We start from the raw sequence: 20,610 nt of genomic DNA, 5'->3' as shown, positions 1-20,610 counted from the left end.
CATCAGTGGAAAGGGGATTTTTAACATTGTTGTTTGTAATAAAAAACCTCCTAGAAAATAGGAGGTAAAATTGCGGAGGCCAGATTTGAACTGACGACCTTCGGGTTATGAGCCCGACGAGCTACCGGACTGCTCCACTCCGCGATAAAATAAAATATATCAAACGATATGTTCTATTATAGACCTTTTAGATAGGTTTGTCAATAAAACATTGTCGCAAATTTCACACCCCATCTTTAAATTTCGACTCTAACTTACCTTTTCTGTCTTTCCAATCCGGCATTCGTGCACTTAAAAAAGCATAAAACTCCTCGCTGTGGTTCTTATGCAAGAAGTGGGCAAGCTCATGCAAAACAACCTGTTCGATACAATCTTCAGAGGATTTCATCAATTGTAAATTTAAGCGAATGGTGTTTCCCTCAGTGGTGCAACTCCCCCAAAGAGTTTTCATATTTCTAACTTGAATTGTGGGACGCTTAATGCCGTAGGGCGCAACCAAAGGGTAAATATGATCCATTACTTTTTCAAATTTTAGGTATGCTTGCTGTTTTAGCCAAAGTAGATATTCATCACGCAATGCATTTTCTGTGGTGCTGTTGCTTGTCATTTGAATTTTGTCATCCTGGATTTCTATATGGGAGGAACCCTTTGATAAGACCAACTGATATGGTTTTCCGAGGTAGTAAAGGGTTTTGCCTTCATAAAATCCTGTTGGCGGTAAATTTTGGCGTAACTTTTCGATCTCAGCCAAGTGGGTAATGATCCAAAGGGACTTTGATTCCACAAAATCTTGGATTACAGTAAGAGGTACTTTTTTTGAGGCTGAGACTACTACTTTTCCATGCTTGTTCACACGGAGGTTAATATATTTAACATCTTTACGAATTAGTTCAAATTCTAATTCGATGCCTTCATATTGAATTGTGTGTGTTGACATGAAAACGCTCCTTCATAGTAAATTCTATTTTATATTTTACACATATAAAATAGAATTGTCCAGAGTTGGAAATTTATTCAATTTATGCATTAAATATTTATATATTCATAAATAAATGGTTAAGGAATAAAAACAATAAAAAAAATTCATATATAGTAAAAAATGAAAAAAACAATATGTTACACCTTTGAGTGATATATTCATTTTCGCATGCGAATTAATTAAAAATTTAAATAATAAAATCATTAAAGTCGAATAAAGCATTAAAAAAATTAATTAGATACAGGGATAAGTTATAAAACTATGAATTTTGCATTGTATTATGCATTGACATATGGTAAAATAAGTTTTGAATATAAATGTAATTACTTGCATAAAGGCATAAACAAAAAATAAGGAGATGAGCAAATGAAAAAGAGACTGGCAACATTAACAGCTTTGGCTGTGACTGCAATGATGGCTTTTACGGGTTGTGGTGGTGGAAACAGCAGCGACGATCAGGCTGCTGGCGGTGCAGAGGGCAATTCGGGAAGTGCAGCACAATTAACGTTAGGTACTGGTGGCACAACGGGTACATACTACGCAGTTGGTGGCACAATGTCCACAGTTCTTAACAATGCCATGGAAAACGTAAGCCTGAAGGTTGTTTCTACAGGTGCATCCAAAGCAAATATTTTAGATATTGACGAAAAGATTTCCGACATTGCAATTGTCCAGAATGACGTAATGTATTATGCATTTAACGGTACAGACCTTTTCCAATCAGATGGTTCCTTTGATACTTTCTCAGCAGTTGCTGGTATCTATGATGAAACATGCCAAATTATTGCTGGGCCCGGCATCACCAGTATTGCCGATTTAAAAGGCAAGACAGTAAATGTTGGTGATGCAGGTAGTGGTGTTGAATTTAATGCGACACAGATTTTAGCTGCTTATGGCATTGACATAAATAAAGATATCAACAAAGTAAACGGTAGCTTTGGTGATGCGGCAGATTCCATTAAAGATGGAAAGATTGATGCTGCATTTATTACAGCTGGTGCACCTACAACTGCAGTTGTAGACTTAGCAATTTCCAAAGATATTAATTTATTGGCCATTGATGATGAACATGCAGAGACTTTGATGGCAGAATATCCTTTCTATACAAAGACAATTATTCCAGGGGGAACTTACTCTTGTGTACCTGATGATGTTCAAACTTTAAGCGTACGTGCAACCTTAATTGCCGGTAACGAATTAACAGAAGATACTGTTTATGAGTTGACTAAAGCACTCTTTGACAATAAAGATGCCCTTGCAAACAGCAACGCAAAGTTTGCAGAGTTGGACGCAAACGCAGCAGTACAGGGTATTTCCGTTCCTTTCCACCCCGGTGCTGAGAAGTACTTCAAAGAAATTGGTGTTCTTAGCTAATTGTTGGATTACATCAGTTTAACCTACAAACAGGTAGTTGTCATAGTGGTTGCAATAATAATGGTTATTATTGCAACTACTATTTTTCATATGAACCATACAGGAGATTGCCTGATGTTGCGGAACGGGAGAACAGGCAAGATTCTCGCAAGTTACCCCATGGAAGAAGGCGGGGAATTTTCTGTGCGATTCATACATTCTGTCAATAAATCTACAGTAGAGGATAGATACCGAATTGACGATGGTGAGATAGTTGTATATGAGACAGTATATTATAACTTTGGAGCAGGGGTACAAACAGAGTTGGGTGAGGGACAGACATTAACTTATGGGGATGATGGGTCTATGATTATTTCGGGGTTTCATAAGCCGATTTCGGATCTTTCATACAATGTTAGCCCTGTATATGACCATATATTACGGATAAATGGAGAGGAAGTCAGTCTGCGCCAATTATGTGGCAAAGATAGGTTCGTCTCCTTCAGCTATGAAAGGGGAAAGAAGTAACATAGGGGAGATTTTTGACAATTTTGAGTAATGTAATAGATGCTTAGAGAAAAACTTTGGTTCACAGATTGATAAGAGGAGGAGGAAAACGGGTGTTTAAGAAGAAAGCTGAAGATTCCTTAGAAAACACAACGGCTATGCATGCAGAAGAAAATGGTGCGGATTTAGAAGCTGTTATGAAGAAGTATGATAGAGAAGCAAATACACGCCATTTTGAAGGAATGCCAAAAGTGATTGTACGTTGTATGTTAATTGGTTTCGCCTTATTTATGATATATATGAACCTATTTTCAACATGGGGAGAGCAAATCAGACGATGCTTATTCTTGGGAATGGTAATCTTATTGGTATTTACTATTTATCCCAGAAGAAAAGGTGTGACTCACAAAACCAATTTTATACCTTGGTATGATTGGATTTTGGGAATCGCTGGATCAGCCAGCTTTTTCTACTACGTTGTGAATTTTAACGAGATTATTCAAAAGGCAACGAGAATTGGTCAAGTTGAAGTTGTTGTGGGCATTATTGGAATTCTGGTATTAACAGAAGCCTGCCGCCGTGTGACAGGTATTCCAATTATTGTAGTTGCAACTGCATTTGTAATTTATGCATTTTCCACGGGACTACCCCTTAGACGAATTATTTACAATTTGTTTTATACTACAACTGGTGTAATTGGGGTACCTATTGGTGTATGTTCTACTTTTATCGTGTTATTTATTATTTTTGGGGCTTTCTTAGAGGCTACGGGTATATCCAACTTCTTTATCCAATGTGCTAACTCCGTTGCCGGAGCCAGCTCAGGGGGGCCCGCAAAGGTCGCTGTTATTTCTAGCGCACTATGTGGCATGGTGTCTGGTAGCTCTGTCGGCAATACAGTTACAACGGGTAGTGTAACTATTCCTATGATGAAAAAGACTGGTTATCCTGCTGAGTTTGCTGGTGCAGTTGAGGCGGCAGCATCAACCGGTGGGCAGATTATGCCACCTATTATGGGAGCCGCAGCATTTTTGATGGCGGAAATGTGTGGCGTAGAATATGCAAGTATCATTCAAAAGGCTATTTTGCCGGCTTTCTTGTATTTCTCAGGGATTTTTCTAATGGTTCATTTCAAAGCTAAAAAATTAAAATTAATGGGCATTCCCAAAGATGAACTACCTAAATTTAGCCATCTATTCAAGAATATATACTTGTTATTGCCTTTGGTAGTATTAGTGTATATGATCATTGATGGGTATACAATGTCTCGATCTGCAATTTTTGCAACCTTGGTGGCAATTGCTGTAAGTATGTTTAACAAAGAGAACCGTATGACCGTAGATGGGTTTTTCACAGCATTGGAAAATGGTGGTAAAGGAACCCTTTCCGTTGCTGCTGCTTGCGGTATGGCGGGTATTATTGCTGGCGTTGTTAGTATGACAGGATTAGGGCAGATTTTTATTTCTGGTATTGTTTCTATAGCGGGGAATAACTTAATCATTGCATTAATGCTGACAATGGTGTGCTGTATCATTCTGGGTATGGGTGTGCCTACGACAGCAAATTACATTATTATGGCAACAACCTGTGCGCCTATTTTGATTACAGGTATGAATATGGATATTATTGCTGCCAATATGTTTGTTTTCTATTTTGGTATCGTGGCTGATATTACACCTCCTGTTGCGTTAGCGGCATATGCAGGTTCTGCAATCGCAGGTGCCAATCCTATGAAAACTGCTTTTAATGCAACGATGCTTGCAATTGCAGCATTTATAATTCCTTATATATTTGCTTACAACGAAGCATTGTTGTTTATTAATACAACACCATTACAGGTAATTCAGGTTGTTATTACTTCCTTTATTGGAATGTTCTCCATTTCAGCAGGTATGATTGGGTATATGTTTAGAGATCTAAAGCCTATTGTTCGTATTATTTGTATTGCATGCGGCTTGATGTCCATACACCCAAGTATGGCCACAGACGTAATCGGTGTTACAGCGTTTGCAGCAATCGTAGCATGTCAGCTACTAGCAAACCGCAAAGGAGCTAAGGCGGTGGCATAAAAGGTATAAATATTTTAGCGAGTAGCAATGCTACTCGCTTTTTTTATGAATTAGGAGCAAAAAATTTAGGAGCAAAAAATCAGCAGATAATGGATCGAGATAAATGGTATAGTAATTTGGCGATTGATAATAAAAATCTTTTATACAATTAAATAAAAACAAAATAAAAATTATTTTATCTTTTTTATATAGAAATTTGATAAAATCCATATATATGCTGTTTTTGGTGGGTGGAACAGTTAACAGAGGGACGTAGTGGGGCTAGATGAAAATAGGAACTCATTGTGCACCAAGGGTTATTAGGTATAGTGGGATTGCCATAGTTGCCACTTATTTTTTCTATAATTTTTACTATTTATTCCATAAAGAATCCCAAGAACTTAAGGTGGCATCTAGGGCAACAATGAGCATAAACCACTTTGGTGGTAGTGCCCATTGGGACTATGATTCATATCCCTATTTTGCTTTTGAAAATAAATAGAATGCAATGGTGTTGAGAGCAAATGGAAAAAGAAAACGGGTAAGATGACATATCAGAATAATTGACGATAGGAGTAGATGGTTTTGCAAACGTAAATTACTAATTTGGGTATGGCTTTGGACATTTTGTGATGAAAGAGGTCCAAGGAATATATTGAAAAAGGTATCGAAAGGAGATGTCGTTGCCTATGTGAAAGGAGATGAGTTTCTCGTTTATATAGACATGGATGAGTCTACCATGGTTGGAGAAACAAGAAGAAAATGAAACGAGTTGTTGCGCCAGGAGTTTGCGGTGGCTTGCCGTAATTTCTGCATAACGGCAAGTGTTGTTTGTTTTAGCATTGTTGTTGAATAGAAAATTTTAGAAATGGCACCGATAAGCTGCTTGGGGTATGCACAGAAATAGAAACAATAGAGACAATAGCCGATGTTTGTACAAAGAAAATTTGGACATATATACATAAGACCTTTTGGTAAATGAATTTCATCCTGCCAAGAGGTTTTTTATAACTAATGCTCTGTTTATTTTTTCGAAATCAAATATATGACGCAGAAATAAGAGGAAAACTAGTTTTTTTAGTATGGAATTTTTATAAATGCAATATAAATAGACTAAATGAGACAATTACTAAGTAATAGAAGGGGGAAGTTCAATGTGTAACAAAAAGGTCGCTGGGTTATTCTTCGTTTTGTTGTCGTTAGGCGTTGGGGCATTGTCGGGGTTTTTGAATATGGGGGCCATGAGCCAGTACCAGGCTTTAAACCAGCCACCTCTATCCCCTCCTTCATGGGTTTTCCCTGTAGTGTGGACTATTCTTTATATCCTCATGGGCATTGGTGCAGCTATCGTTTATTGCTCTGATGATTCTAAAAAAAAGGAAGCTTTAAAAACATTTTTTATTCAGCTTGCATTTAATTTCTGTTGGAGTTTCTTTTTCTTTACCTTCGAGTGGAGGTTTTTTGCCTTTGTTTGGCTGATTGTATTACTGCTTTTGGTTTTAGCAATGGTGAAAGATTTTTGGGAGATTTCACCCCTTGCCGCCAAATTACAAATTCCCTATGTGATATGGCTTTGTTTTGCAGCATTTTTAAATTTTGGGACTTGGTGGTTGAATCGTTAAAAGGAGAGGGTTTCCGTAATTTTTACACAGAGGAGTCTTTTTTGCAATGAGAAAAATTTGGGGTAATGGTAATGCAAGAGTATCTTTGCAGTACTTTCTCGTGAAGTAAATTTCATGATTTAAGTTATTGCGCTAAAAAGCAATTGGTTATATTATATTTTAAAATAAAAACCTCTTTTGCCATAGGCAAAGAGGTTTTGTTTTGCGTGTTATTTTTTAGATAATTTTCTGTTTAAGCTAGCAGTCATTTTTTCTGTAATGGATTTTTTCTTTTTATCTTCCAAATTCATGCCTGTAATACCAATAATATACATTCCTGCCAAATCAACCTTGATGCTTTTTTTTACGGGAAGCACATTATAAACGGGTTTATCACAAATAAGTGTGGTAATCTGAGGTCCGATTTTTGCACGAACCAAATTTGCTTTACGCATTTTAGTGGTTTTAGGCATTTGTTCATATACGGCTTTGGGCAAATTAGAAGGAGAGGGCTTTTCTTGTTTTTTGTCAATGACAAAAATTTGTACAGTCGTGCGGTTATTTTCAATAAAGTCCTGTGCCTGAATCATTTTGCGCATACTTTTTTTATTAATATAGTATAAAACGGCAAGAATGATGGCTAACACCACAAGAATAATAATCAATACATCTGAAAAGTTCACTAATAGTTCCTCCTTAATTTTACGCAAAATACAAATTTGCGTATTTGCTTTGATACTTGTTCTATTCTAACATTGTTTTCGATTTTAGGGAAGTAGGAAAAGTTAAAATTTCACTTTTTTTCAAGTGGTCATGCCTTGCATACTTTTGGAAGAATATAGTATACTACAATAAACTTGGTGTAGGAGAGGGGAGAGTCTTTCATGAGTACACAGGTTCTTACAGTGATGGCATATTTGGCATTGGTTATTTTAGTGATTAACGTATTTCTCGCTAGCTTGATGGTTTTTTTTGAACGAAGAAATCCTGCAAGTACATGGGCGTGGTTGTTAGTCTTGTTTTTCATACCGATTTTCGGTTTCTTGATATATTTGATTTTTGGGAAAAATGGGAAGCAGGAGAAGATGTTCCGCGAAAAAGAGGAATATGATCAAAAGGTATATTTTAAGTATTTATTTCATGATCGTCACTCCATAGAAAAAATTCAGCGACAAAAGGCATTGATTGAAAGCCGTGGCAGATTGGTTGAGGCTGAATACTTGACGGATTTAGCATATTTGCATTTAAACTCTGGCAATTGGATGACTTTCAACAATAAGGTAACTGCATTTAGTAGAGGCAGGGATAAATTTGAAGCTTTGGTTCGGGATATACGCAAAGCCAAAAAATTTATTCATTTAGAATATTATATTTGGCGTGGAGACAAGCTAGGCGGGCGCTTATTAGAAGAACTGATTAAGAAGGCAAAAGAGGGCGTAGAGGTACGCCTTTTGTATGACGGAATGGGGAATTCATCATTGCCCAAAAGATATTTTGCAAAGCTACATGAGGCGGGAGGCTTTACAGCGGCATTCTTGCCCCCGTTTATTGTGCGCCTAAATTACCGCAACCATAGAAAGCTATGTATCATTGATGGCCAGGTAGGCTATATTGGCGGATTTAATGTTGGGGATGAATATTTAGGGATTGTAAAACGATATGGTCCTTGGAGGGATACACACCTTCGTTTTGAGGGGGATGCTGTTGACCAGATGCAAATTCGCTTTATTATGGATTGGAACTTTACTGCAAAAAGTGGTGCCGTAGCCCTAGAGGATAAATATTTTCCAGAGAGAGATCAATGGGATGGTGTCGAAACCCAAATTGTTTCTAGTGGACCTGATACGCAATGGAAAAATATCCGTAATGGGTACTTTAAGATGATGAATGAGGCGGAGGATCATATTTATCTGACTACACCATATTTCGTTCCCGATGATGGGATTTTTGAAGCTTTAAGGGTTGCTGCCTTATCAGGCATTGATGTGCGTATCATTATTCCGGGTAACCCGGATCATATTTTTGTGTATTGGGCAAGCATGTCTTATTTAGGAGAGCTTTTAGAGGCTGGCGTACGCTGCTATCAATATGAAAAAGGATTTATCCATGCAAAAACGTTATGCATAGATGGTTTGGTGGCATCTGTGGGCACTGCCAATATGGATGTTAGAAGTTTCGATTTAAACTTCGAGGTGAATGCGTTTATGTTTGATGCTGGATTAACCAGATCATTGGAGGCAGATTTCTTGCGGGATTTGGAAAGCAGCGTTGAAATAACAAAGGATTGGTATTATAGAAGGAAATGGTGGTTTAAGGTGAAAGAAGCAGTGGCAAGGTTGATATCGCCTATGCTTTAAGGAAGTGGGGGAAGTTGAAGTGAAGCAATTTGGTTACGAGGAGAGCCTAAAAATCTCTTATTTTCAAATAGACGGTAATATGGTTATGACACCTGCGGCATTGTTTTCCGATTTGCAGGAGGTGGCAATTAATCATTCAGACGCTTTGGGATATACTGTGGATTATTTGTCGGGGAAACAATTAGGTTGGGCAATCATTAATTGGCACCTGCAAGTAGAGAGGATGCCTAAACTAGGAGAAAAGATTACCATCCAAACCTGGAGTGAAAAATGTAGAAGAATGCAGGCCATCAGATGTTTTTATGTGCTGGATGAAAAGGAAGATATCATCATTAAAGGAACTTCCAGATGGATATTTATGGATTTGGAAAAGCGAAAACCAACGAATATACCTGACGAAATGACTGCACGTTATCATTCGGGACAAGAATCGGCGATTCCTGGGGAGAAATTCATCATGCCTAAGGAGAATGTGAATGAAAGGGCTTCCATCCGATCACTGCTTATAACCAGAAGAGACACAGACACCAATGGCCATGCAAATAATGTGAAATATTTAGAGTGGGCTATGGATGATGTGCCAGATGAGATTTACGATGAAATGCAGTTGGCAGATGTACGCATTGTTTATCGAAAAGAGTGCGTAAGAGGCGATGAAGTGGTTATGAAAACCTATATCCATGATATGGAGGACGGCAAAGAGGTTTTAACTTTTATCACGGATAAGGGGCAAATGGTTTTGGCAGAGGTGGCAACTCTTTGGCAGTAAAAGCTAAAATAAGCTGAGATGGGGCATAAAACATCCAAATCAAGGTGGGCTGTGGTGTGGTAAAGTAGCCCATTGCAACAAAAACATCGCAACAGATGAAAAGGAAAAGACCTAAAAGGTATAGCTCAAAATAGGGTTGTGCCTTTTTTTGCTTCCATAGATCAAACGCAATAGTAACATGCACACAAAACAAGAGTGCGTAAATGGTACCTATAACGGGTAGAGGAAAGATTAGAAAAAAAAGCAAAAAGAAAAATAGATTGTACGAAGCCTTCTTTTGTATAAAAAAATGAATATAAAAGAGCTGAACAAGACAAAAGAAATAGACCCCAATTTTATAAAATGGAGTAAATAGTAGTATGCCATCGCTAATAATTGTGCAAAAGGTTGCTTTGGGCACACCATAACGAAGAGCGGGGAAAATGCAGAGGCATATTATAAGAAAACGTAAAACATCAATATGTTGGCGCTGATTACAAAAAATCAGGAAATTATATAATAGTAGAAAAATAATAAACACAATCCAGTCTGCCTTTTTCATAAAATGCACCTCAGGTTTATGTTGCCCAAAAAAAACTAGGACATTCTTGAAAGAGAATGTCCCAAAGTTTTTGTGGTTCCTGTGGTCGATTTTTGATTCAATTAAAGTACAAGGATTTGTACTTTGAGTGAAAAAGCATTGCCAGTTCGAAAGATTTTTTAAATTTTTGATAACCGTTTTCGCTTAACAAGTCGAAGAATGCCTAAGAAGATGATGGACAACAATGTAACAAAAGCAGAAAGAAATGAAAGTGGGATTAGCGCGAAGGGCTCCACCAATGTTCCATCTGAAGCGACATAACTTCCAATCAGTTGATAAGCAACAATACAACCCATGCAGGATAGTGCAGAAATAACCATGACCCCAATTAGAAAAGCGATAAGCTTATCATTTTTCCAATGTTTTGAAATGTTTTTAATCACATTAATATCCTCAATTTGATTTTCTACATAGATATCCGCCGACATAAGTTCTAGTTCGTGTCTGCAGTTTTTGCAGGTTTTGAAGTGATCTTCCACCAACTTTCGGCTATCTTCGCTGCATACATTGTCATAATATAATGGGAGTAAATCCTGAATGATTTCACAGGTTATTTTCATAATGCATTCTCCTTTAATTTTATTTTTGCACGATGGTATGTGATTCTTGCCCAGCTCTCGGTTTTTTGAAATATTTCTCCAATTTGGGCAAAAGATAATTCCCCGAAAATGCGTAAAGTAAAGACCTCTTTATATGGCTCTTGTAGGTTATGGAGGGCTTTATGGATTTGTATGGCTGATTCCTTGGTTAGAAATTGTTTTTCTATGTTTTCGTTGTTTGAAACATTTTCTGAATCTAGAGATTGATTTAGCCGCTGTTCTTTTCGTAAATATGAGAAATAGGTATTTTTTGCTATTTGGCATAACCAAACATATAATTTACAATTACCATCAAAGCTTTCGATACCTTTTAATGCCTTAAAGAAAGTCTCTTGGGTAATTTCCTCAGCAATAAATTTATTTCTACTCAGGCATAGGGCGTATCTGTAAACATCTTTAAAGTATTTGTCGTATATTTCGTTGAACTCTGGCACGATTTCACCTCGCTTTCATACATATGACTCTGTATTTTCAATTTCGTTACAAAAAAACGAAAAAATATTTCAATATATCATAAATCGTTTTGATGATTTGGTAAAATTCCTCCATCCTGGTAATGGTTATAGCCATAAATCAGGATTGTCATAAATAGAAACAAAAAATAGCCATAATTACAGATTAGTGTAATTATCGCTATTAGATGTTTTCTTTATGCTTCTTGTCAAAATGTTTTACCAAGATGACAAATGCAAGGCACGTTTCTAAGCAACAATAAGCTTTTGCTATCCCAATTATTTTGGTTAGTGGGCAGCAAAAATTATATGGTTGCTTCTAATTTTTTGCGCATTTCTTCAATCTGGCTATCTGTTAAATCCATTGGTTTATAGGCAATGCGAATGCCATCATTTTCATAGCGAGGTATTAGATGCAAATGAAAATGGAATACTGTCTGTCCTGCAACTGTACCGTTATTCTGCATTACGTTTAAGTGTTCAAAGCCTAAAACAGATTTCATTTGTTTTGCTATTTTCGTTGCAAGGGCAAAAAGGCGACCTGCCAGATCAGGATCAATTTCAAAAATATCTGCAGAATGCTTTTTTGGTAGGATTAAAACATGACCTTCGTTTGCAGGGAATCTGTCTAGAATCACTTTGAATTCTTCATTTTCATATATGGTTGCAGACGGAATATCCCCGTTTATAATTTTACAAAAAATACAGTCGCTCATGACAGTTCATCCTTTCGATATGGTTTTACATCAGTATATCACGAAAGGATAGGCTTGCCCAGTATTAGCGAGAATAATATTTCGAAAACAAATAAGTCAGAGCGTTGCTATGGCTCATTTTATCGGAGGATATTTCAAAGAAGATATCTCTGAGCTCTTGTGTGGGCATTGTTAAATGCAGGGTGCGATAAAAATCCCCGTTATCAATTTCTAAAAGCAAAGTGTCTTCAAGTAGCTCCTGTCCAGAAAGGGTGGGTGGATTGCCTTTTGGTATAGCCTCATCCTTTTGATTGGTAATGAGATAATAAGCCTCCTTGATTTGATTCATGTGTTTTAGCTCATCCAAATACATTGCTTTTAAAATGTTTACAGAATCTGCCATCCTTGCGTCAGTCATTAGGGATGCAAAGCGTTCTGCTAAATCAGCGTTCTCTTGCTGAGCCATATACAAAATTTCTAAAAGGCGACGATCTTCTGCTAAAGTGGCAACTTGATTTTCTTTAGCTTTTTCTTTCATTTCCAGAGAGGTTTCATACAGTTTGGTATTTTTGTTATATGGATACATTGGTCAGGCTCCTTTTTCTTTTTTGTATCATCTTATGCGAAAAAGTTTGTTTTCTTGCCTGAAAGGGCATAAAATATATGTGGATAGAGAAAAGGATTTCTGCTAAGCTATAAATAAATAACAAAAAGAAAGAATAAAGGTGGGAAAACCATGAAAAAAATCGTTTTAACTGGCGGTGGTACTGCGGGGCATGTAACCCCCAATTTGGCATTATTACCATTTTTAAAAGATGAAGGATGGGAAGTTATTTATATCGGCTCAGACAAAGGAATTGAACGAAGCCTGATCGAGGCAGAAGAAATTCCGTATTATAGTATTCCTACTGGGAAACTGCGCCGTTATCTTTCAAAGGAGAATTTTAGCGATATGTTTCGGGTTGTAAAAGGGGTAACTGAGGCGAAAAAACTAATAAAAGAGTTGAGGCCAGACTTGGTTTTTTCCAAAGGGGGATTTGTAGCAGTGCCTGTTGTTTTGGGGGCAAACGCAAACAACGTGCCTGTTATTATCCATGAATCAGATATAACCCCGGGATTGGCCAATAAAATAGCAATGCCGTGGGCAAAGATAATTTGCACCACCTTCCCAGAAACATTACAACATATTTCTAAGAAAAAAGGTGTGCATACAGGTTCGCCTATACGTAAGGAACTGTTTCAAGGAAAACGAGAGAGAGGTCTTGAAAAATGTGGTTTTGACGGATCAAAACCTATTCTTTTGATGATGGGGGGCTCTCTGGGAGCAGTCAAGTTAAACCAATGCCTAAGGGAGAAACTGCCCGATGTGGTAAAAAAATTTGATGTGATCCACCTTTGTGGAAAGGGAAATTTAGCAAAAAATCTATTGAACCAGAAGGGGTATAAGCAGTTTGAGTATGTATCTGCTGATTTGGCTGATTTGTTTGCAGCCACAGATTTGATTGTTTCTAGAGCAGGAAGCAACTCCATTTGCGAATTTTTGGCATTAAAAAAACCTCACTTATTGATTCCTCTTTCTAAAAAAGCCAGCCGTGGAGACCAGATTTTAAATGCGGATTCTTTTGCAAAGCAGGGGTTTGCCCGAGTTTTGCCAGAGGAGGAGATGACAGCAGAGTCTTTGTATGAAAATATAAATACACTTTATGAAAATCGTAAAAAATATATTGATAAAATGGAAAAAAGCGGTTTATCAGATGGAACACAAGGTGTTTTGCATCAGATTCGTAAGTTTTAATAAAGATTTAAGAAAAATAAATTGACACGTGTCAAGAAAAAATATAAAATGCTAAAATGTGATTTACGGAATAAACTCCGAAGCTAAAAGAATAAGGAGGATATGGCATGAAAAAACACGTTGTGTTAGTTGTTGTGGCAGCAATGATGCTTTTTGCAACAGGCTGTTCCAAAAGTGAGACAAACGGAAATAATGATACAAATGAAAGCAATGTTTCAACGGGAAGCGATTTGGTAGATTCAAATACCAATTTGCAGGCAGAAATGCCCAAGGCAGGAGATGAAATTGCTGTAATTACCACTTCTGAGGGTGTGGTTAAGATCCAGTTTTACCCTGATGAAGCCCCAAAAGCCGTGGAAAACTTTAAGTCACTGGCAAAGTCTGGTTATTATGACAGAATTACCTTTCACCGCGTCATTGAAGGGTTTATGATTCAGGGTGGTGACCCTACTGGAACGGGCACCGGTGGTGAGAGTATTTGGGGTGAAGATTTTGAAGACGAAATCTCACCTAACCTTCACTTTTATCGGGGTGCATTGGCAATGGCCAACAAAGGTCCTAACACCAATGGAAGCCAATTCTTTATTGTTCAAAATGATAAAGTGGCAGACCAAGGCATAGAAGCAATTCGTCAAACTAGAGATGAGAATGAAGAAATTGGTATTACTTTAGGGGAGGAATTTTATACATTAGACAAAATTTTTCCTGACTCTGTACTGGATTATTATACTGAACATGGTGGTAGTGTGGAACTTGAATATATCTTTGGAAAACCTTATACTATATTTGGCCAGGTCTTTGAAGGTATGGATGTGGTTGACAAAATTGCAGCAGTAGCGGTGGATGGAAAAACAAGTAAGCCACTGACAGATGTTATAATTGAAAAAGTAGAAATTGTAAACTATGAGTCACAAGGTTAATAGTTTTACGGCAAGGAGAAGAAGCGATGAAAAAGAAATTGTGGCTTGGGGCAGTTTTAATTGGTATGACTATTGGGGTAAGTGCTTGTGGAAATGAAGAAAAACAAGAGCCTGCAAGCGAAACAGCAAGTGTTACCGTTGATTTTATCAACCAAACCGGAGAAGATGTTGGGATTTTGAGAATACGTCCTACTGAGGATTATGATTGGTCTGAGAATCTACTTCAAGAAGAGGTTTGGAAACAGAATTATGAAATGCCCGTATCATTAAGCGGTGTTCTGCCTGACTTAGAAGATGGGTGGCAGGTACAGATGAAATTCCTAGATGGTACGGAAGAGACATGGAATGCCGTTGCAATTGAGGATAATACAATTGCTGTATTTTCTCTGGACAACGGATTGCCAAATGTTGAAATCGAAGCTAGTGATGATGTTCAAGGTGAAGCATCCGAAACTGGAGAAAAAGAATAAGCTTGGAGTCAAAGGGGACTGCAACGAGGGATAAAACCTGGCTTGCAGTCCCCACTTTTTTATTGGAATCAGTCTCCAAATGCTTTTTGAAAGTTCAAAAAGCATAGAAAGAAAAAGTTTAGAAGAAGTTAGCTTGATGTATGAGCAAGGCCTAACTTCAATAGCAATGGTCCTTTTTATTGGTGATAATTTGCCAGAGACGATGGGGCTTTTTCTTATTTAAAAAGCAATTGCCCATAAATTTACCAAGGCAGTGTTTTTTAGCAAACTACAATGAGGATTGGTTTAATAACTTCTGAAAAGGAGTTTTGTTAGTTACAGCAAAGATGATGGTACAAAAGAAGGAGAGAGACGATGGAAACAAAATATGTATTTGTAACTGGTGGTGTAGTTTCGGGTTTGGGCAAAGGTATTACAGCAGCATCTTTAGGTAGGCTTTTAAAATCCATGGGTTATCGGGTTAGGATTCAAAAGTTTGATCCTTATATTAATGTGGATCCAGGTACTATGAGCCCCTATCAGCACGGTGAGGTATTTGTTACCGAAGATGGAGGGGAAACAGATTTAGATTTGGGGCATTATGAGAGATTTATTGACGAAAATTTAAATCTAAAAAACAATGTAACGGCAGGCAAAATCTATTGGTCCGTCCTTCAAAAAGAGAGAAGGGGCGAATACTTAGGGGCAACGGTGCAGATGATTCCCCATATTACCAATGAAATTAAGGAGCGGGTTTATGCTGCAGGTGAAGAAGCCGAAGTTGTGATTACAGAAATTGGTGGTACCGTTGGTGATATGGAAAGCACACCGTTTTTAGAGGCGATACGACAAGTGGGTAGAGAATTAAAAAGGGAGAACTGCTTATATATTCATGTTACCCTTATTCCCTACTTATCTAAAGGAAAAGAAATGAAAACAAAGCCGACACAGCATTCCGTGAAAGAGCTTCTTTCCATTGGAATTCAGCCTGATATGATTGTGTGTCGTACGGAACGCCCAATTAGTTTGGAAATGAAGGAAAAGTTAGCGCTGTTTTGCAATGTGGATGAGGACTGCATCATTGAAAATTTGGATGCGGACAGCCTATATGAAGTTCCTTTAATGCTGATGAAAGAGGGCCTGGAAAAGACGGCATGTCGAAAGCTAGGTTTGGAAGAAAAGCCAATGAAGCTGGATGACTGGATGGAAATGTTGGAAAAAGAACGGAACCCCAGAAAAGAGGTTTCTATAGCTTTGGTTGGTAAATATGTAGAACTTCAGGATGCATATCTTTCTGTTGCAGAGTCATTGCATCACGGTGGCATTCACCATCAGGCAAAGGTAAACATTCACTGGATTGATGCCGAAAATTTAACAGCCGATAACGTAGAGGAAACATTGGCTTCATGCCAGGGTATCTTGGTTCCTGGGGGTTTTGGCACAAGGGGTCTTGAGGGCAAAATGGAGGCAATTCGTTTTGCTCGGGAAAAAGATATTCCTTTTCTGGGAATTTGCTTGGGAATGCAGTGTGCTGTGATTGAGTTTGCAAGAAATGTTTTGGGATGGGAAACAGCAAATACTACAGAAGTGGATGAAAATTCAAAATACCCTGTTATTCATTGGATGCCCAATCAAAAGGATATAAAAGATATGGGAGGAACCATGCGACTGGGGGCATATGAATGCCATATTGCTCAAGATTCTTTTGCAGAAAAAGCATATGGGACGTCGGTTGTTTGGGAAAGACATCGCCATCGTTTTGAATTTAATAATACATACCGCGATGCACTAACACAGGCGGGGCTTTCTATTACGGGGATCTCCCCAGACGGGAGACTGGTGGAGATGGTGGAGAACCATAAAAATCGTTGGTTTGTTGGGGTTCAGTTCCATCCTGAATTTAAGTCAAGACCTAATAAGCCCCATCCTTTATTCAAGGATTTTATTGGTGCTTCCCTAGCAACGAAAAGATAAAAATGTAAGAAAGTCTTAAATAATTTCTTGCTGATTTCTAAGATTTTTCTGGTAGAATGAAATAAGAAAAGGGGAAATACTCTATACTATAAGGAGGAGTTCCATAATGAATTTAGAAAAAAAAGAAAAGGTTTTGGTACTGGTTACGGCGCAGAAGAATTCTTTGAGATTAATCGACTACGGCTTTTCATTGTCATTGGCAAATGATGGGGAATTACATATTTTACATGTACAAAAGGGTAATAGTGTTTTTGAGGGTAAAGATACGCTAAAGCGCTTGCAAGAATTGGTAGACTATGGCGGTAGGTTAGGTGCATGTATCCATGTTCAATGTGATAAAGATGTGGCTGGATGCATCAAAAATTTTGTTGCAAAGGAAGAAATTACTCGTGTGATTTTGGGGGAAGCACCCCAAGAAAAGAAGCAAAAAGAATTTGGCGAGTGGGATCGTATTCTTGAGTCAATACCAGAAGAAGTAAAGATAAATGTGGTGACAAGGGAAGATGTGGAAGTTCAACGGTTGATCGTGTAAGTTCAGTGGAGGGAGTCGATTAAATCGACTCCCTATTTTGCGGTTTATACGAGGAATTTTCATTTTTTGTTGCAATCAGGGAAGAATTATATTATCATTTCAAAGAGTGGAGAAATCTGCAACTAAATAAATGCTTTTGGGATACAAAATTTTTGTTTTATAAATAGTATATCAAGACGGCATCATATGTTAATGGTACTTTTTAAACAACTTAAGTTTTAATATCTTATAAAGCCTTTTGTGATAAGTTATGAAAATAAAGGAGCGATAAGTAATGAGTTTATATGAAAGCTGGATGGAAAAGGCTTTTTCTCAAGAAGGTAGAAGTGTGGATGCAATTTGGGATGATTATTTGCCCAAGGAGCAGAGAATTTATGAATATATCATAGGTGACAAAGTAAAGTCCGTTGAGGGAACTGTAGCTGAATTGGCAGCTCGGTTTAACATGACAGCAGGAGAAATTGTTGCTTTTGTAGATGGTATCAACGAAGTGTTACCTGAAAAGTATGAGATGGAAAGCCTGCAGGAAGATTCTAAGATTTCTTTGCAGATTGACTTTGAAAAGTTGTATAAGAAAATGGTGGAGTATAAAGCAGAGCACCTTTATGCATTGCCCCAATGGGATCATGTTTTTGATGCTGATACACGTAAAAAATTTATGCTGGAGCAGAAAAACTCCCGTACAGTAATTAAAGGTGAAAAGGTCGGACGCAACGATCCTTGTCCTTGTGGTAGTGGCAAGAAATACAAAAAATGTTGCGGAGCAAACGCTTAAATAATGAAAACGAAGCTTATTAGGATTAACCCAGAAAACCCAGAACCCCTTTTGGTTGAAGAAGCGGCCAGAATTTTGAAGGAAGGCGGCCTTGTGGCATTTCCTACCGAAACAGTTTATGGCCTGGGTGGAAATGGGTTAGATAGTGAAGCTTGTAAAAATATTTATATAGCCAAGGGGCGTCCTTCGGACAACCCCTTGATTTTGCATATTTCCCAAATCAGTGAGTTGCGTCCCATTGTGCGGGAGATACCCCTGGCGGCGCAAAAACTGATGGATGCTTTTTGGCCAGGACCTCTTACCATGATTTTTCCGAAGTCACAAATTGTGCCCTTGACCACAACCGGAGGGTTGGATACGGTAGCAGTGCGTTTTCCCTCTCATCCAGTGGCTAAGGCAATCATACGGGCTACGGGCTTACCAATTGCTGGGCCAAGTGCCAATTCTTCAGGGAAACCAAGCCCAACAAGGGCATCCCACGTTGAGTTTGATTTATCAGGGAAGATTGACATGATTGTTGATGGAGGTGCGGCTGAGTGGGGCTTAGAATCAACCATTGTTGATGTTACAGGCGAGGTGCCTGTGATCTTGCGTCCCGGAGCTATTACGAAGGAAATGATGGAATCCGTGGTAGGTGAGGTGATGATCGATCCTGCTATTTTAACGAAGCCATCGGATGACTTGAAACCAAAGGCCCCAGGTATGAAATATACGCATTATTCCCCAAAGGCAAAGGTAACTTTGGTAAAAGGGAATACAGAAGCTGTTATATCAAAAATCAATGAACTATGTGTGGATGAGCGGGTGCAAGGAAAGAAAACTGGGGTTATGGCTACGGAGAAAACAAAGGGATGCTATCATGCAGATGTCATATTATCTTTGGGTGATAGAGACAAACTCGAGGAAATTGGTGCTAATTTATTTAAGCTCCTTCGCAAGTTTGATTACCTTGGGGTAGATACTGTTTTTTCTGAGGTATTTCCAGAAGAAGGCGAAGGCTTGGCGATTATGAACCGTTTGAATAAAGCAGCTGGATATTACCGAGTTGAAGCGGAGGAAGCAAAATAAAAAATAAGGAGAGACCATTATGTTAGCTTTAGGTTGTGATCACGGCGGCTATCCGCTTATGTTAGAGGTAATTAAATATTTAGAGGATCAAAATATTCCATTTAAAAACTTTGGGACTTTTTCTGAAGCATCTGTGGATTATCCTGAATTTGCAAAATTGGTTGCTCACGCGGTTGCTGATGGTGAATGTGAACAGGGAATTTTGATTTGTGGTACAGGTATTGGAATTTCTATTGCTGCCAATAAAGTAAAGGGCGTTCGTGCAGCCCTTTGTGGAGATGTTTTCTCAGCAAAAGCAACAAGGGAGCATAATAATGCCAATATTCTTGCTTTAGGTGCCCGTGTAACAGGGGCAGGCTTAGCGCTGGAAATTGTGAAGGCTTTTTTGGAAACGCCGTTTTCCAATGATGAACGTCATATAAGAAGAATTAACCAAATTGAAGACTGAAGAGAAAGAAGGAACGAAGATGAGCAAATTATTCGTATCTGAACATCCTATGATTCAGAGCAAAATGGCCATGTTAAGAAACAAAGACACAGGATCAAAGGAATTTCGTGAAATCATCGGTGAAGTTGCTATGCTTTTGTGTTACGAAGCAACCAGAGACTTGCCTTTGACAGAGGTGGAAGTGGAAACACCTGTTGCATTGGCACAGTGCCGCACCATTGATACAAAACTGGCTATTGTACCCATCTTGAGAGCAGGAATTGGTATGACAGATGGTTTGTTAAACTTAATGCCCAATGCTAAGATTGGACATATCGGTTTATACCGTGACCCCGAAACACTGAACCCCGTTGAATATTACTGTAAATTGCCTTCCGATGTAGAAGAAAGAACAGTTTTCTTAACAGACCCTATGCTGGCTACAGGTGGCACTGCAGAAGCGGCTATTGGTTTTTTGAAAGACAGAGGTGTAAAAAACATCATTATGCTTTGTATTCTTGCGGCTCCTGAAGGTGTAAAAAGAATTCAGGAAGTGCATCCTGATGTTGATATTTATGCTGCGGCATATGATGGCACATTGAATGACCATGGCTACATTGTTCCCGGCTTAGGCGATGCTGGCGATAGAATTTTTGGTACAAAATGAATATAGAAAAATAAGTTGAGAGGGGTTTTTTAAAGTCCCCATTTTCCTGTATAGGGAGTTTCT

At 38.2% G+C, this 20,610-nt stretch carries 21 protein-coding genes and 1 tRNA gene; 15 read left to right on the top strand and 7 right to left on the bottom strand.

Features of this window, described 5'->3' with window-relative positions; all coding sequences use genetic code 11:
* Positions 1–70: 70 nt before the first annotated feature.
* Both ABVZ64_RS02850 and ABVZ64_RS02845 read right to left on the bottom strand, forming a co-directional pair.
* Positions 71–144, bottom strand: a tRNA-Met gene (locus ABVZ64_RS02850).
* Positions 145–223: 79 nt separating this feature from the next.
* Positions 224–937: a M48 family metallopeptidase gene (locus ABVZ64_RS02845; protein ID WP_352399543.1), complete on the bottom strand. Its 714-nt coding sequence runs from the start codon at positions 935–937 to the stop codon at positions 224–226.
* Between the two features lie 408 nt (positions 938–1,345).
* Between ABVZ64_RS02845 and ABVZ64_RS02840 the strand changes: the two genes are divergently transcribed.
* The 4 genes from ABVZ64_RS02840 (at position 1,346) to ABVZ64_RS02825 (ending at position 6,509) form a co-directional block, all read left to right on the top strand.
* The gene (locus ABVZ64_RS02840) at positions 1,346–2,353 is read left to right on the top strand and encodes a TAXI family TRAP transporter solute-binding subunit (protein ID WP_352399542.1); all 1,008 of its coding nucleotides are present in this window, start codon (positions 1,346–1,348) and stop codon (positions 2,351–2,353) included.
* A 114-nt stretch (positions 2,354–2,467) separates the two neighbouring features.
* Complete coding sequence (locus tag ABVZ64_RS02835) at positions 2,468–2,860, top strand: DUF1850 domain-containing protein (RefSeq protein WP_352399541.1); 393 nt, start codon at positions 2,468–2,470, stop codon at positions 2,858–2,860.
* Positions 2,861–2,952: 92 nt separating this feature from the next.
* A complete protein-coding gene (locus ABVZ64_RS02830; RefSeq protein WP_352399540.1) occupies positions 2,953–4,908 on the top strand; it encodes a TRAP transporter permease in 1,956 nt (651 codons plus the stop codon).
* Between the two features lie 1,133 nt (positions 4,909–6,041).
* On the top strand, positions 6,042–6,509 hold the full coding sequence (locus ABVZ64_RS02825) for a TspO/MBR family protein (protein WP_352399539.1): 468 nt from the start codon (positions 6,042–6,044) through the stop codon (positions 6,507–6,509).
* 209 nt (positions 6,510–6,718) lie between these two features.
* On the opposite strand, the gene ABVZ64_RS02820 is transcribed toward ABVZ64_RS02825, so the two are convergent.
* Positions 6,719–7,171, bottom strand: a complete 453-nt coding sequence (locus tag ABVZ64_RS02820; RefSeq protein ID WP_352399538.1) for a hypothetical protein — start codon at positions 7,169–7,171, stop codon at positions 6,719–6,721.
* 201 nt (positions 7,172–7,372) lie between these two features.
* On the opposite strand from ABVZ64_RS02820, the gene cls reads away from it, so the two are divergent.
* Together cls and ABVZ64_RS02810 are read left to right on the top strand one after the other, a co-directional pair.
* Complete coding sequence (gene cls, locus ABVZ64_RS02815) at positions 7,373–8,845, top strand: cardiolipin synthase (protein ID WP_352399537.1); 1,473 nt, start codon at positions 7,373–7,375, stop codon at positions 8,843–8,845.
* A gap of 19 nt (positions 8,846–8,864) precedes the next feature.
* Entirely contained in the window at positions 8,865–9,614 is a 750-nt protein-coding gene (locus ABVZ64_RS02810; RefSeq protein ID WP_352399536.1) for an acyl-[acyl-carrier-protein] thioesterase, read from the top strand.
* Between the two features lie 699 nt (positions 9,615–10,313).
* On the opposite strand, the gene ABVZ64_RS02805 is transcribed toward ABVZ64_RS02810, so the two are convergent.
* The 4 genes from ABVZ64_RS02805 to ABVZ64_RS02790 form a co-directional block, all read right to left on the bottom strand.
* Positions 10,314–10,754, bottom strand: coding sequence for a DUF3955 domain-containing protein (locus ABVZ64_RS02805; RefSeq protein ID WP_352399535.1), 441 nt, complete (start codon positions 10,752–10,754; stop codon positions 10,314–10,316).
* Positions 10,751–11,227: an RNA polymerase sigma factor gene (locus ABVZ64_RS02800; RefSeq protein WP_352399534.1), complete on the bottom strand. Its 477-nt coding sequence runs from the start codon at positions 11,225–11,227 to the stop codon at positions 10,751–10,753. Before ABVZ64_RS02800 ends, ABVZ64_RS02805 begins: the two co-directional genes overlap by 4 nt.
* Positions 11,228–11,550: 323 nt before the next feature.
* Positions 11,551–11,961 (bottom strand): HIT family protein, encoded by a 411-nt coding sequence (locus tag ABVZ64_RS02795; protein ID WP_352399533.1) that lies wholly within the window; start codon positions 11,959–11,961, stop codon positions 11,551–11,553.
* 64 nt (positions 11,962–12,025) lie between these two features.
* Complete coding sequence (locus tag ABVZ64_RS02790) at positions 12,026–12,526, bottom strand: hypothetical protein (RefSeq protein WP_352399532.1); 501 nt, start codon at positions 12,524–12,526, stop codon at positions 12,026–12,028.
* Positions 12,527–12,676: 150 nt separating this feature from the next.
* Between ABVZ64_RS02790 and murG the strand changes: the two genes are divergently transcribed.
* The 9 genes from murG (at position 12,677) to upp (ending at position 20,547) form a co-directional block, all read left to right on the top strand.
* Positions 12,677–13,735 carry an undecaprenyldiphospho-muramoylpentapeptide beta-N-acetylglucosaminyltransferase gene (murG, locus tag ABVZ64_RS02785; RefSeq protein WP_352399531.1) on the top strand — a complete coding sequence of 353 codons (1,059 nt, stop codon included), beginning with the start codon at positions 12,677–12,679 and terminating at the stop codon, positions 13,733–13,735.
* Positions 13,736–13,842: 107 nt separating this feature from the next.
* Positions 13,843–14,655 (top strand): peptidylprolyl isomerase, encoded by an 813-nt coding sequence (locus tag ABVZ64_RS02780; RefSeq protein WP_352399530.1) that lies wholly within the window; start codon positions 13,843–13,845, stop codon positions 14,653–14,655.
* A gap of 26 nt (positions 14,656–14,681) precedes the next feature.
* Positions 14,682–15,125, top strand: coding sequence for a hypothetical protein (locus tag ABVZ64_RS02775; RefSeq protein WP_352399529.1), 444 nt, complete (start codon positions 14,682–14,684; stop codon positions 15,123–15,125).
* Positions 15,126–15,479: 354 nt separating this feature from the next.
* Complete coding sequence (gene pyrG / locus ABVZ64_RS02770) at positions 15,480–17,078, top strand: CTP synthase (protein WP_352399528.1); 1,599 nt, start codon at positions 15,480–15,482, stop codon at positions 17,076–17,078.
* Between the two features lie 106 nt (positions 17,079–17,184).
* Positions 17,185–17,610 (top strand): adenine nucleotide alpha hydrolase family protein, encoded by a 426-nt coding sequence (locus tag ABVZ64_RS02765; RefSeq protein WP_352399527.1) that lies wholly within the window; start codon positions 17,185–17,187, stop codon positions 17,608–17,610.
* Between the two features lie 274 nt (positions 17,611–17,884).
* Positions 17,885–18,385, top strand: a complete 501-nt coding sequence (locus ABVZ64_RS02760; RefSeq protein WP_352399526.1) for an SEC-C metal-binding domain-containing protein — start codon at positions 17,885–17,887, stop codon at positions 18,383–18,385.
* Positions 18,386–18,388: 3 nt separating this feature from the next.
* The gene (locus ABVZ64_RS02755) at positions 18,389–19,453 is read left to right on the top strand and encodes an L-threonylcarbamoyladenylate synthase (RefSeq protein ID WP_352399525.1); all 1,065 of its coding nucleotides are present in this window, start codon (positions 18,389–18,391) and stop codon (positions 19,451–19,453) included.
* Positions 19,454–19,472: 19 nt separating this feature from the next.
* Positions 19,473–19,901 (top strand): ribose 5-phosphate isomerase B, encoded by a 429-nt coding sequence (gene rpiB / locus ABVZ64_RS02750; RefSeq protein WP_352399524.1) that lies wholly within the window; start codon positions 19,473–19,475, stop codon positions 19,899–19,901.
* A 19-nt stretch (positions 19,902–19,920) separates the two neighbouring features.
* Positions 19,921–20,547 carry a uracil phosphoribosyltransferase gene (gene upp, locus ABVZ64_RS02745; RefSeq protein WP_352399523.1) on the top strand — a complete coding sequence of 209 codons (627 nt, stop codon included), beginning with the start codon at positions 19,921–19,923 and terminating at the stop codon, positions 20,545–20,547.
* Positions 20,548–20,610 lie beyond the last annotated feature (63 nt).

It is taken from the genome of Anaerotignum sp., assembly GCF_040307045.1.
GTDB lineage: Bacteria > Bacillota > Clostridia > Lachnospirales > Anaerotignaceae > Chakrabartyella.
The sequence above is the reverse complement of the archived record's forward strand: the minus strand, read 5'-3'. Positions and strand labels throughout refer to the sequence as shown.